This is a genomic window from Pectobacterium carotovorum (assembly GCF_900129615.1).
Classification (GTDB): Bacteria; Pseudomonadota; Gammaproteobacteria; order Enterobacterales; family Enterobacteriaceae; genus Pectobacterium; species Pectobacterium carotovorum.
Window position 1 is genome coordinate 296,182 of the sequence record NZ_FQWI01000003.1, and the last position, 13,763, is coordinate 309,944.

Annotated in this window: 9 protein-coding genes; 5 read left to right on the plus strand and 4 right to left on the minus strand. The window is 53.3% G+C overall.

All coding sequences use genetic code 11. The annotated features are described in order from the left end of the window. Positions 1–52: 52 nt before the first annotated feature. Genes BUB06_RS08380 through BUB06_RS08390 form a run of 3 tightly spaced genes read left to right on the plus strand, consistent with a single transcriptional unit; the run spans position 53 to position 3,308 of the window. Entirely contained in the window at positions 53–1,333 is a 1,281-nt protein-coding gene (locus tag BUB06_RS08380; protein ID WP_010298504.1) for a nucleoside permease, read from the plus strand. Next, positions 1,330–2,331 carry an ADP-ribosylglycohydrolase family protein gene (locus BUB06_RS08385; protein WP_039472326.1) on the plus strand — a complete coding sequence of 334 codons (1,002 nt, stop codon included), beginning with the start codon at positions 1,330–1,332 and terminating at the stop codon, positions 2,329–2,331. The genes BUB06_RS08380 and BUB06_RS08385 overlap by 4 nt, the downstream gene beginning before the upstream one ends. Continuing rightward, on the plus strand, positions 2,331–3,308 hold the full coding sequence (locus BUB06_RS08390; RefSeq protein ID WP_039472327.1) for a PfkB family carbohydrate kinase: 978 nt from the start codon (positions 2,331–2,333) through the stop codon (positions 3,306–3,308). The genes BUB06_RS08385 and BUB06_RS08390 overlap by 1 nt, the downstream gene beginning before the upstream one ends. Here BUB06_RS08390 and BUB06_RS08395 read toward each other — a convergent pair. Beyond that, a complete protein-coding gene (locus BUB06_RS08395) occupies positions 3,282–4,028 on the minus strand; it encodes a GntR family transcriptional regulator (RefSeq protein WP_039472634.1) in 747 nt (248 codons plus the stop codon). The genes BUB06_RS08390 and BUB06_RS08395 overlap by 27 nt on opposite strands. 536 nt (positions 4,029–4,564) lie before the next feature. Here BUB06_RS08395 and BUB06_RS08400 point away from each other — a divergent pair. Further along, positions 4,565–6,355 (plus strand): methyl-accepting chemotaxis protein, encoded by a 1,791-nt coding sequence (locus BUB06_RS08400; protein WP_039472329.1) that lies wholly within the window; start codon positions 4,565–4,567, stop codon positions 6,353–6,355. 124 nt (positions 6,356–6,479) lie between these two features. Here BUB06_RS08400 and rdgC read toward each other — a convergent pair whose 3' ends face one another. Then, the gene (gene rdgC, locus BUB06_RS08405) at positions 6,480–7,409 is read right to left on the minus strand and encodes a recombination-associated protein RdgC (protein WP_039472331.1); all 930 of its coding nucleotides are present in this window, start codon (positions 7,407–7,409) and stop codon (positions 6,480–6,482) included. A 286-nt stretch (positions 7,410–7,695) separates the two neighbouring features. On the opposite strand from rdgC, the gene mak reads away from it, so the two are divergent. Then, on the plus strand, positions 7,696–8,607 hold the full coding sequence (gene mak, locus BUB06_RS08410) for a fructokinase (protein WP_039472332.1): 912 nt from the start codon (positions 7,696–7,698) through the stop codon (positions 8,605–8,607). A gap of 3 nt (positions 8,608–8,610) precedes the next feature. On the opposite strand, the gene BUB06_RS08415 is transcribed toward mak, so the two are convergent. Continuing rightward, a complete protein-coding gene (locus BUB06_RS08415) occupies positions 8,611–12,294 on the minus strand; it encodes an SbcC/MukB-like Walker B domain-containing protein (protein WP_039472334.1) in 3,684 nt (1,227 codons plus the stop codon). Further along, positions 12,291–13,517 (minus strand): exonuclease subunit SbcD, encoded by a 1,227-nt coding sequence (gene sbcD / locus BUB06_RS08420; RefSeq protein ID WP_039472336.1) that lies wholly within the window; start codon positions 13,515–13,517, stop codon positions 12,291–12,293. Before sbcD ends, BUB06_RS08415 begins: the two co-directional genes overlap by 4 nt. Between the last annotated feature and the right edge of the window lie 246 nt (positions 13,518–13,763).

The following is a 13,763-nucleotide window of genomic DNA, read 5'->3' on the forward strand; positions in this document are numbered from 1 at the left end:
TATTAATTGGTATTTTAAAGGTGTACCTTACTCTGTCATGAAGGATGTAAATATGAAAACTACAGCAAAGCTGTCGTTCATGATGTTCGTTGAATGGTTTATCTGGGGAGCCTGGTTCGTTCCACTCTGGCTTTATCTGAGCAAAAGCGGATTTACGGCGGGTGAAATCGGCTGGTCGTATGCCTGTACCGCGATTGCCGCGATTCTGTCGCCGATTCTGGTGGGATCGCTCACCGATCGCTTCTTTGCCGCGCAAAAGGTGCTGGCAGTCCTGATGTTCGCCGGGGCGATACTGATGTACTTCGCGGCGCAGCAAACGGAATTTATGTATTTCTTCCCGCTGTTGTTGGCCTATTCGTTAACCTACATGCCGACGATTGCACTGACTAACAGTATCGCTTTCTCGCATGTTGCCGATGTCGAACGGGATTTTCCACGCATCCGGGTATTGGGAACGATTGGCTGGATCGCCTCTGGGATTGTCTGCGGTTTTCTGCCGACGTGGCTTGGGTTTAGCGATATTTCCCCCACCAATGTTCCGCTGCTGATTACCGCTGCCAGCTCCGCGTTGCTCGGTTTTTTTGCATTTTTCCTGCCCAATACGCCACCGAAAAGCACCGGCAAGATGGATGTTAAAGTCATGCTGGGGCTGGACGCGATTGTGTTGCTGAAAGACAAAAATTTTCTGGTGTTTTTTGTCTGCTCCTTCTTATTCGCGATGCCGCTGGCGTTTTATTACATTTTTGCCACGGGCTTCCTCACCGAAGTCGGCATGAAGAATGCGACAGGCTGGATGACGCTGGGCCAGTTCTCTGAAATTTTCTTTATGCTGGCGCTGCCGTTTTTCACCAAACGCTTTGGTATTAAAAAGGTATTATTGCTGGGGCTGGTGACGGCGGCTATCCGCTATGTCTTCTTCGTCTACGGCGATGCTTATCATTACTTCACGTACGCACTGCTGTTCCTCGGCATCCTGCTGCACGGCGTGAGTTACGACTTCTACTATGTGACCGCCTATATCTATGTTGATAAAAAAGCGCCGGTACATATGCGCACGGCAGCACAGGGGCTGATTACGCTCTGCTGTCAGGGCTTCGGCAGCCTGTTGGGATACCGTTTGGGTGGCGTGATGATGGAGAAACTTTTCGCCCACGGCGAGCCGGTGAATGGCTTGACCTTTAACTGGACCGGTATGTGGCTGTTTGGTGCGGTGATGATCGCGATTATAGCACTGATCTTTATCCTGTTTTTCCGTGAATCGGATAAGACGATCTCGACCATTGATGTAGACGGTGCAAAAAACAAGCATTTCAGTACAGAGGAAAGCAAATGAAACAAGAACGTATTCTCGGTGCCTTATACGGCCAGGCTTTAGGGGATGCGATGGGCATGCCATCGGAACTATGGCCCCGAACGCGCGTGAAAGCGCATTTTGGCTGGATTGATCGCTTTTTACCCGGTCCGGCGGAAAACAATGCGGCTTGCTACTTTGGCCGTGGCGAATTTACGGATGATACCTCGATGGCGCTGAGTCTGGCCGACGCCATCATTGAATGTGATGGCGAAATCAATGCCGATGCGATTGGCCGTCACATCCTGAAATGGGCGGAATCGTTCGATGCATTTAATAAGAATGTACTCGGCCCCACCTCTAAAATTGCGTTGAAGGCTATTCGTCAGGGCACGCCGGTCAGTGAACTGGAAAACAACGGTGTTACGAACGGCGCTGCGATGCGGGCGTCTCCGCTAGGCTGTCTGCTGCCTGCGCACGATCTTGATGAATTCATCGATCAGGTGGCGCTGGCATCCAGTCCGACGCATAAATCCGATTTGGCGATTGCGGGAGCGGTCGTCGTTGCCTGGGCTATTTCCCGGGCGATTGACGGTGCCAGCTGGCAAGAGATCGTCGACGCACTGCCGTCTGTCGCACGCCACGCGCAAGAAAAGCGTATCACGACGTTTAGCGCCTCCCTTGCCGCGCGTCTGGAACTGGCGCTAAGTATCGTGCGCCGTGCAAACGGTACGGAAAGCGCCAGCGAGCAGCTTTATCAACTGATTGGCGCGGGAACGAGCACCATTGAATCCGTCGCTACGGCAATCGCGATGGTGGAACTGGCGCAGACTGACCCAAATCGCTGTGCGATTCTGTGTGCCAACCTCGGAGGGGATACTGACACTATCGGGGCGATGGCGACCGCAATATGCGGTGCGCTGCACGGGGTCACGGCGATTGATGCCGCGTTGAAGCAGGAACTGGATGACATTAACCAGCTTGATTTTACCCGCTATGCCAGCCTGCTCCAGCAATACCGCTCAGCACGGGAGGCGTGATGAAGGCCAGCGAACTTGCTGCAAAACTGGATGAGCTAACGACGCGTCAGCCGCTGACCATCATCGGGGCGGCGGTGATTGACGTGATTGCTGATGCTTACGCCCTGCCGTATCGCGGGTGTGATATCGAACTGAAGCAGCAAAGCGTGAATATTGGCGGCTGCGCTTTGAACATTGCCATTGCGCTTAAACGCCTTGGGATAGCCGCACAAAACGCTTTGCCTGTCGGGCAGGGCGTGTGGGCGGATATCATTCGTCAGAGTCTGGAAAAGCAGGATATCACCACGGTGGTACAAACCGATGAGGGAGACAACGGCTGGTGTCTGGCGCTGGTTGAACCGGACGGCGAACGGACTTTTATGTCCTTCAGCGGGGTTGAGAACCAGTGGAGCGACAGTTGGCTGGTGTCGTTATCCGTCGCAGCAGGGAGTTTGGTCTACCTGTCTGGCTATCAACTGGCGGCGCCGTGCGGTGAGCGTCTGGTGAGTTGGCTGGAAAACTTGCATAACGTCACGCCATTTATCGATTTTGGCCCGCGCATTGCCGATATACCCGCAAGCCTGATGGCGCGCATTATGGCGCTTCACCCGGTGGTTTCCCTTAATCGTCAGGAAGCGGACGTGGCGGCGGATCTGCTCGGTGTGTCGGCTGATGTGCAAACGCTGGGGCGCGCCTGGCGGGAGATGTACCGTGCACCGGTGATTATTCGTCAGGACAAAGCGGGAGCGTGGTATTTCGATGCCGCTTCTGAGGGCCTCGTCGCCCCGTTTCCGGCAACGGTGGTGGATACCATCGGGGCAGGTGACAGCCACGCGGGTGGGACACTGGCTGGTTTGGCCGCTGGGTGGTCGTTGGCTGAGGCCGTCACGCTAGGGAACGCCGTTGCGGCGTATGTCGTGAGCCACCGCGGCGGAGACTGTGCGCCTACGCTGGCTGAACTTCGTGCTCGGTTACTCCTCGCAGACGAAAACGTATAGATCGCTGCGACAATAGCTGATGCTGTACTCGATGGGCCGGTTCTGCGGATCGAGCGCAATCTGCTTGATGACCAGAACCGGTACTTTATTATCAAGCTGAATATGTGACTGAAACTCGGCATCGGGCATACGCGCGCTGACGCGACTGCGTGTACGCTGCGGATTGATGTTCTGGCTACGAAAATAGTCATAAAGCGAGACGCCAATATCGTCAGCGTCAGCGATCAGATCAACCGGAACATACGACTCTTCAATCGAAACGGCGTCCTCATCCACATAGCGAATACGTTTCAACAGAAAAACGGGGGTGTCTGGCGCAATAGCCAACTGCTCGGACACTTCCTTGCTGCTTTTTACGATCTGTTTGTTTACCCACAGCGTATTGGGCTTTTTGCCCCGCAGCACGACCTGCTGTGAAAAGCCGCGCGCCTCTTTCAACGAATATTCGAAAATATTATTGATTTGCGTCCCGTAGCCGCGCACGCGGGTCACCACGCCTTCTTCTTCCAACGTCTGCATCGCTTTGCGCACGGTAATGCGGGATATGCCAGCCAACTGGCTCAGGTCACGTTCTCCCGGCAGAATATTGCCATGTTCCAATGTGCCGCTGCGCACGGCGTTTTTTACCGTTTCGGCAAACTTTAGGTAGAGTGGGGTATTGTCTGTTGCCGCAAAGCGCTGCGTAAGCTGTTCTATTAATCGAGTATGCGCGTGTTCCATTCTTCTCTGATCCTGATCGGCCTGCGTAAACGCCATAATACCACTGGTCTTATTACCTCTATACTGAAAATGGCAACTGCGGATTACCACATAAAATAAAATATTTTTATCGATATTTAGAATTTTATTCTGTAATGAAAATGTCATCTACTCTTTGTAATGCTAATCATTAATTCCATATATGAGTTATTTTATTTAATGATTTTTATTAATTAACAGAGTAAAAGAATGTCACGATTATTAGGAATAATCCCTGAATTGTTAAAATGCAACAGATTACGGTGTTTGCTAATAATTTTACATTATGTGATTAAGTAAGTTTTTTATTTTATTTATTTTCTTTAATTTGGCTGTTTATGTTGAATTTCCGATTGGAAATCCATTTGATGTCTTTTTTTTTATAAGAGTGTGGTTGAACGTAGTAACTATTTTTCAGCGTTTTAAGATAAATGGCGATTGTATAATGTGATCATATTCAAGTTTTATTTTTCTCTGCCGTTATGGATAGTATAACTATTCTACGCAAAGAGTATTTTATGCTGAAAACGACTCGATCCCGCATCCTTGCGGCCTGTTCTACCATTGTTGTGCTTTCACTTGTTATCAATACCTTTCTTAACTACACCATCGCCAATAACGCGAATAAGGAATCGATCCAGAATACGCTGAATGCGGTAGCCACTAGCCATAGTATCGCGATTAGCGACTGGGTTGCTTCTAAAACGCTGATGATCTCTGCGTTGCACGACCGAGTCATAACCGATGAGGATCCGATTCCGCTGTTTAAACAGATTGCGGCATCCGGCGGACTCCTGAATGTGTACATGGGCTATGCCAATGGCACGGCCAAGTTTGCCGATTCTGGCGGTATTCCTCCCGATTACAACCCGACTGCCCGGCCCTGGTATCAGCAGGCGGTGAAAGAGGGCAAGCCGCTGGTCACTGCTCCTTACGTTGATGCGGTGACGAATACCCTGGTGGTGTCTTTCGTTGCTTCCGTGGTGGAAGGCGGAACGGTCAGAGGCGTCGTCGGTAGCGACGTCACGATGAACAGCGTGATTGAAAACGTCAAAGCGATTAACCCAGCCAAAGATAGCTTCGGCGTTCTCATCGAGCGTAGCGGTCTGATCATTGCTCACCCGGATGAAAAACTGACGCTGAAAAATATCAGCGACATTGCCCCTGGGATTGATCTGAACGACATTCTTTCAGCCGATAGCGCCCGCGATGTGGACTTTTCTGGCGTGACAAAGCTTGTGGTGGCAAAACCGATTGCTGGCACGAACTGGTTCATGCTGGTGGCGTTGGACAAAGCTGAAGCGACAGCGGGTATGAATTCTCTGCTGTCTACCTCTGTGATCACGCTAGTTGTTATCGCACTGTTGGGCACGCTGGTGATTGGTTTCATCATCGCGTCAGCGCTCAAGCGTCTGCTGCAAATCCGCGACGCAATGGATGATATCAGCAACGGTAATAACGATCTGACGCAGCGTCTGCCGGATGAAGGGCATGATGAAGTGGCGCAAATTGCCCGTTCGTTTAATATCTTTGTCGACAAGATCAGTCAGGTCATGATGCAGATTCGCGATATCAGCGCATCGCTTCAGGTCGCGGCGGATGAAATCTCGGCGGGGAACAACGATCTCTCTGCGCGTACTGAATCTGCGGCATCGAGCATTCAGCAAACCGCAGCCTCGCTGGAAGAAATTTCTGCGGCGGTTACGCAGTCGGCAGGTTCTGCACAGCAGGTTAACGCGAAAGCGCTGCTGCTGTCGAAAGATGCCGGTACAGGCGGAAAAGTGGTGTCCGATGTGATTGTCACGATGGAAGAGATCGTGGTCGCGTCTGGGAAAATCGGCGATATTATCGGCGTGATCGATGGCATTGCATTCCAGACTAACATTCTGGCGCTTAACGCTGCAGTAGAAGCGGCGCGTGCGGGTGAACAGGGCCGTGGTTTCGCCGTGGTTGCCGGTGAAGTTCGCAGCCTTGCACAGCGTAGTGCGCAGGCCGCAAAAGAAATTAAAGAGCTGATTGAATCGACGGTCTCCAGCGTGACTTCTGGCTCCGTGCAGGTTCGTCAGGCCAGCGACACGATGAATGAAATTGTCGGCGGCGTCTCTACGGTGAGCTCAGTGATGTCTGAAATCACGCATGCGGCAGATGAGCAAATGCGTGGGATCAACGAGATCAACAAAGCGGTCGCACAGTTGGATTCGATGGTGCAGCAAAACGCCGCGCTGGTACAGGAATCTGCTGCTGCGTCGGGTGCGTTGCAGTCACAGGCTGAAGAACTGAACGCCGTTGTCGGGGCATTCCGGGTCTAACGGGTTCCGGCAGTGAAGAAGTATTGCCCGCCGAATATTGGCGGGCAATCACCGACTGTATTAGTAATCGGCAGTATTAATAATCGATGGTATTAACAATCGATAGTATTAAAAATCGACAGCATTAACGTTGGGCTTCTCCGCCCAGCGCTTCAATCAGATTCGCAATCAATGCCGCCAGCTCGCTTGTCATCAAAATAAAATCAGCATCAAACCGCTGAGCAAAATCTTCCCGATCGATATCGTCGTTTTGTTCCCGCAGCGTATCGGAGAACTTCAAGCGTTTTACTGAACCGTCCTCAGACAAGACCAACTGAATCCGTTCCTGCCAGTCCAGCGCCAGCTTGGTGACGAGTTTGCCTGCTTCAATATGTACGGCGATTTCATCGCAGACCAAATCCTGTTTTTTACAGCGGATAACGCCGCCGTCTTCCAGAATGGCTTTCAGTTCTGCTTCATCCTGTAGCGCGAAACCTGCCGCCGGCTCACCGGAGCGAACCCACTCGGTCAGCGTCAGCTCGATGGGGTTTTCCATCGTCAGCGGCACAACGGGCAGCGAGCCCAGCGTTTTGCGCAGCAGTGCCAGCGTATCTTCCGCTTTTTTGGCGCTGGCGGCATCGACCATAATCAGGCCGTTAACCGTATCGATCCATAGCCAAACCTGGCTGAAACGGCTGAATGCACGCGGCAACAGGCTATGCAGCACTTCATCTTTCAGCGAGTCTTTTTCGGTTTTTTTCAGCTTGCGGTGCTGTTCCGCTTCCAGACGTTCAATCTTGGCCTGAAGGGTTTGCTTGATGACCGGAGAGGGCAGGATTTTTTCTTCTTTGCGGACGCAAATAACGATTTGCCCATTAACGACGTGCGTTAAGGCATCGCTATGGGATCCCATCGGCGATACCCAACCCGTTTTCATCATATCTTGACTGCTGCACGGGGTGAACGCGAAAGCGCTGAGCCGTTTTTCCAGTTCATCCGTAGATAAAACGTTATCTTTGGACAATACGCTGTCCCGGCTTAGGCGGTAAATCATTAAGTTCTTAAACCACAACATGGTGTTATCCCTGACTGGGCGCGCAGGTTTGCACGCGGGTTTGTAATGTTGCGCGCATGATAACGAATTCGAGGCGGTTATGTGGAATAAAAAACTGGGATTCAGAGGAATACCTATCACGCTTTGAATGGCAGCGGATTGGTTTCTCTGGTTATACCCGTCATACTTCAAGCTGCATGTGCGTTGGCTGCACGACTCGAATTATTTAGGGTACTTATCCATATAAGAACGTTTTCAGGTCGGTGAAAAATTTACTCGACCTATTTACAACACGCGGGGAGACATCATGAGAATCGGTATCGATCTAGGCGGGACGAAAACGGAAGTCATTGCGCTGGATGATGAGGGGCAGGAACGTTTTCGGCAGCGTATGCCGACGCCAAGAAATGACTACCCGGAAACGCTGCGGACTATCGCCACGCTGGTGGATATGGCGGAAAAAGCGACAGGCAGCCGTGGCAGCGTTGGCGTGGGGATCCCCGGTACGCTGTCGCCGTTTACCGGTAAGGTAAAAAATGCCAACTCCACCTGGCTCAACGGCCAAGCGCTGGATCGCGATCTCGCCACGCTGCTGAATCGGCCCGTGCGGGTTGCCAATGACGCGAACTGTTTCGCGGTTTCAGAGGCGGTTGACGGTGCTGGGGCAGGGAAGCAGACCGTCTTCGCGGTCATCATCGGAACCGGCTGTGGGTCGGGCATTGCGCTGAACGGTCAGGCTCACGTCGGCGGCAACGGTATTGCAGGCGAGTGGGGACATAACCCGCTGCCTTGGATGGATGACGATGAGCTGCGCTATAGGCAGACGGTTCCCTGCTACTGCGGTAAATCTGGCTGTATTGAAACGTTTATCTCCGGCACCGGATTTGCCGTGGATTACCAGCGCCTGAGCGGCCAGCCGCACAAGGGCGAGGCAGTTATTGCCTTAGCGGAGCAGGGCGATCCCATTGCAGAACTGGCGTTACAGCGCTATGAACATCGTCTGGCAAAATCGCTGGCGCATGTGATTAACCTGCTCGACCCTGATGTCGTGGTGCTGGGGGGAGGAATGAGCAACGTCTCTCGTCTTTATCAGACCGTGCCGGAAAAGATTAAACCGTGGATCTTCGGCGGTGAGTGCGAAACGCCCGTGCTTCAAGCCATACACGGCGACTCCAGCGGGGTACGCGGCGCCGCCTGGCTCTGGCCGAAGACGGAATAATGGCTAAACGGCGTACTGCGGTGCCAGCCTGCTGACGCCCAGTCCGTTAACCTTCTGCACTTTGATCTGTACTGGGATACGCTCTTTCATCGCTTCGACATGGCTAATGACGCCGATGGTTTTGCCGGAGGCGTTCAGGTTATCGAGCGCGTCCAGCGCGATATCCAGCGTCTCGGCATCCAGCGTACCGAAGCCCTCATCCAGAAACAGCGAGTCGATACTGGCTTTATGGCTGACCAGATCGGATAGCGCCAGCGCCAGCGATAAACTCACTAAGAAGCTCTCGCCGCCGGACAGCGTACGCGTATCACGCTCGGCGTCCGCTTGCCAAGTATCCATCACCAGCAACTCCAGCTCGTCGCCGGGTTTCCGTTTCAGCATATAGCGCCCGTGCAGGCGGGAAAGCTGGAGATTGGCGAGATAAACCAGATGATCCAACGTTAGCCCCTGAGCAAACTTACGGAATTTATGCCCGCTTTGTGAGCCGATGAGCGTATTAAGACAGCTCCAGTCGTCATACATTTGCTGACTTTGGGCGATCTCAGTGAGCAAATCCTGCTGGTTCCGGCGATGTTGTTTATCGTCAGCTAACTGGTGCTGGAACTCACCCTGCTGCCGCAGGTTAGCTTTCAGCGTTTCATCCAGCGCTGCCAACTGCTGTTGTACCGCTTCCTGCGTGGCGTCTTCCGTCAGGGAGGCGGGGCGCTTTTGCTGATGAGCGAGCAGCTCCCGCTCAGCCTGTTGGTGAAGGGCCGCCGCCTGCTGCAAGCTTTGGTACAGCTTTTCCTTCCATACCTGCAACGTCTGACGTTCCTGCTCATCAAGCAGCGCATTGAGGAACGTGGCTTCATCGGCGAAAGTGCTTTGCTGCAAAGCCTGAGTAAAACGTTCGGTCGCACTCTCATGCTGGCGCGTGCTCTGTTCATACTGCTGTTGCGTGCTCGCTAGCTCCCCCGTCAGGCGGCTCAGCGTCGTTTCGGTTTGCTGCCGAGCTGACAGGGCCAGGCGGAGCGCATCATCATACTGTTGGCTGGTTCGCTGTAGCTGTACGCGCACAGCCGCGATTTGCCTATCGCCGAAAAGTGTCTGTCGTTCCTGTTGGCTTGTGTTGAGCAACGCGAGGTGTTGTTCCAACTGCTGTTGCTGCGCCTGTAGTTGCTGCTTTGCCTCAGTCACACTGCGTTTCAGATGCTGAAGATCGCTGTCCAAAGTGGCTAACAGCGGAATTAAGCGAGACTGCTCCTGCTCTTTGGCTTTCCAGTCTTGCCATTCGCTTTCACGCTGAGCTAGCCAGTCATCCTGTGCGTCAGCTTCCGGCAGCAGAAGCCCCACATTTGCCAGCGCCTGCGTGATTTCCTGAGTGTGCTGCGTGATCTGCTGGTGCACGTTTTGCAGCGACTGCTCGGTCTCTTGCTGCGTAACGTTTAGCGAAGTTTGTTGCTGGGTATTCAGCGCGATTTTCTGGTCGAATTCCCGCTGCAATCCCTCTGCGGCAGTCAGTAAATCCTTACTTTCCTGCCACTGTTTTTGCAATTGCTCGCGTGCAGTAATCTGCTGTCGAATATCCTGTTCTTCGGCTTCATTTTGCGCAAGCCAGGCTGCGAGCTCATCTGGCTGTTCCAGCGAGTAGTTACCTTGTAAGCGCTCACTGACATCTTGCCACTGTTGCCGCAGGGCATGATGTTCGCTATCTAGCTGAGCGATGTCCTGTTGCAGCTGTTCCCGCTGTTGCTCTCGTGCGGTCAACTGTGCCGTCATATTCGCCAGCGCTGTCGTTAACTGGTTCACTTCCTGCTGTAGCGCTGTCAGGCGGCTTTGGGTTTCAGACGGTTGCAGCGCCTGATAGCGTTCGATGGCTGGATGCTCGGTTGAACCACATAGCGGGCATGCTTCTCCGGCCTGTAGCCGCTGGCGTTCGGCTTCCAGCTTAACGATACGCTCTTCCTGCCGGAGCAGCGTTTCCAGATCTGCCAGATGCTTGCTTCGTTGCTCATACTCAGATTGTTGCTGTTTCTTTAAGACTTCTGACTGGCTGATATGCTCTTGTACCTCACCCTGTTTGGCGAGGTACTGCTGCTTGCGAACGTGCAGACGCTGGAACTGGTCGCTGATTGTCGCGAGCTGTTGGCGTTCAGCGCGCTGGTCAATGTGTTGATTAAACTGCTGTTGCAGGGCGGAAAGCGGCTGGTGCGCTTCCTGCTGTTGCCGTGTCTCATCGTGTTGCATGAACTGCTGACGGGCTGCATCAACGACCGCTTGTTGTTCACGCTGCTGTGCCGCCAGCGTCACAGTTTCTTGCTGTAATGTTGCTGACTGTGCGGTGTGCTGTGCCTGTTTTTGCTTCAGCTTCTGCTGTTCGTCCTGAAGCTGGCGCCGTTGCCGAAACTGGGTGCGCCACAGAGGAAGTTGTTCTCCCCACTGCTGATGATGCGCGTATTGCTGGCGGTAAAGCTGGATCTGTTCAAGCTGTTGTTTAGCCTGCTGCTGTTCCGTCGCTGTCTGGGTTTGTTTACTTTCATCCGCGTGCAGACGAGCCAGCGTTTTTGCCAGTTCGTCCTGTTGCTGCGTTTTTTGCTGCATCAGCGTGGTAATGCGATGGTCAAGTGGCACAACCTGTTCGTTGATCACCTGCTCTTGTTGCTGCCGTACCCGTTTGTGCTCACTAACCTCCAGCTCTGCTTTTTCTTCCTGCTGGCGTAGCGCGGTTAATGTCACCTGCTCGGCGGCCTGCTTCCCGGTCAGCTGTTCAATATGCTGTGCCAGTGCAAGAGATTCCTGTCGATAGCGCTCTCGTTCCTGATGTAGCGGCCTCAGTTTTTCTGCCGGTTCGCTGTGGGTTAACCTGTCGAGCTGCGGTTTAGCCTGCTGAATGGCGGATTCGGCGCTCGCATGCTGCGCCTGCGTGCTGGTTAACTGCGTGTGCTGCTGCGTCAGTTGCTCAAACCAGCGCAGCGTAGTCAGCGCTTGCTCACGTTCGGCGTTGCCCCGTTGCTCCTGCTGGATCAGCTCGGCAAGCTGTTCTTCCACCTGCTGACGCTGTTCATCAGTTAACAGTTGAATGCCTGATGCGCGCGCCTGTAGCGTGTTCAGTGCGACGTTTGCCTGTTTGTGCTTGTCATAGACGCGTTCGGAAATCAGGCCGTAGATGTCCGTGCCGGTCAACTCTTCCAGCAGTTCCGCTCGGTCGTCTGCTTTGGCGTTGAGGAAGGCGGCAAATTGCCCCTGCGACAGCATCATGGATCGCGTGAAGCGGCCGAAATCCAGTCCGGTGAGCTGTGTGATCATCTCTTTCTTATCATTGAGCTTTTCACACAGAATTTTGCCGTCTTCAATGAGCGCGAGTTCGGCCTTGGGGGACTGTAGGTTGCCGTCTGGCGCGTTTCTTGCCCGACGTTGGCTCCAGAAAGCACGATATCCGACGCCTTTAACCTCGAACTCAACCTCGGCAAGACATTCTGCGGTATTACGCGTCATCAGGTCATTCTGGCTGGCGGAAAGCAGGCCGAGCCGTGGCGTTTCGTGATACAGCGCCAGACAGATGGCATCCAGCAGCGTGGTTTTTCCCGCGCCGGTCGGGCCGGTAATGGCAAATAAGCCATTGCTGGAAAACGGCTCCTGCGTGAAGTCGATTTTCCATTCGCCTTTCAACGCATTGAGGTTCTTTAAGCGCAGACTGAGGATTTTCATTGGGCAGGCTCGCTATTTTCCAGTTCATCAATAACCTGATTAAACAGCGTGCGAACACGCTGTTGGCGACCGTCTTCCATGTCTGTCTCCGTTGCCAGACGACGTTCAAAAACGTCATGCACGCTTAATTCGTTTAGCGTTTCCTTGTCCTGTCGGGTAATCGCCTGCATACGCTGTTCACGCGTGCGGCGCAGCAGCAACACCTCCACGGGCAGGTGCTCGGTCATCGCCTGAATACGTTTTTGCATGTCGCTCAGATAATCCTGCGTGTTGAGCTCAATATCCAACCACACGGGCTTGTCGCCCTGATAGTTCTGGAAGGTGGCCAGCTGTTTTTCAATATCGCTCAGGCTGCCTTTAATCAGCTGCATCGGCTGAGTCATGGGGATTGGCAGTGTTTCTACTTGTGCTGGCGTGTCTGGTGCAAAGCTCACCAGGCAGACGGATTTCTCGCTGTTTAGCTCATCAAAACTCAACGGGATGGGCGAACCGCTGTAGCGAATATGCTCGCTTTGGGTCACGCGCTGTGGGCGGTGAATATGGCCGAGCGCGATATAATCCGCAGGAGGAAAAGCCTGAGCCGGGAAGGCATCGAGCGTACCAATATAGATATCGCGCACGGATTCCGAGGCGGTTGCACCAATCGTCGTCAGGTGTCCGGTTGCAATAATCGGCAGCGGCAGGCCTAGTTCGTCGCGTTTTTGGCAAGCCAGTTGATAACACTGCTGGTAGTGCGCGGTAATCGCTTCCTGTAGAGCCAGCTGTTTCTCATCCCCGGATTGCCCGGCTTTGCTGGTTAACACATCACGCGGACGTAAAAAAGGAATCGCGCAGAGCAGGGCGCCGGGCTGCCGCTGACGGTCTTCCAGCAGGATTACCTGTTGGGCAGGATCGTCGCTGGCGCAGGCAATTACCCGCGTGTTCAGGCAGGCCAGTAACTCGCGGGATTCATTCAGCATCGCGACGGAATCGTGGTTGCCGCCGAGAATAACGAGCTGGCAGCCCGTGCGCTGTAGTTCTACCACGAAGCTATAATACATTTCCCGTGCATAGCTGGGGGGCGAGCCGTTATCAAAAATATCGCCTGCGACTATAATGGCATCGACCTGATGTTGTTCCACCTGAGCGATAAGCCAGTGCAGAAAAGCCTGATGCTCAGCAGCGCGGCTTTTGGTATAAAAATATTGCCCTAAATGCCAATCGGCGGTGTGGATAATGCGCATCGTGTTCTCTCGATATTCATGCCGCGTGGCGATGGACGACGTTGTCATTATTTATTATGTGAAAGGGTGTGTCGTCGCCATCGTACTTTGTCATCGTAATGCCATGATTATATATAGCAGGCATGGCGGCTGTCGCGGTGGAATCAGACGTTTGGAAAGCGGCTCGAAAAATCGGATGTACGCGTTGTAACAATCGTGCAGAGAGGTCCGTGTGTTTTTCATAAATCTGTCATAAAACTGACGCAT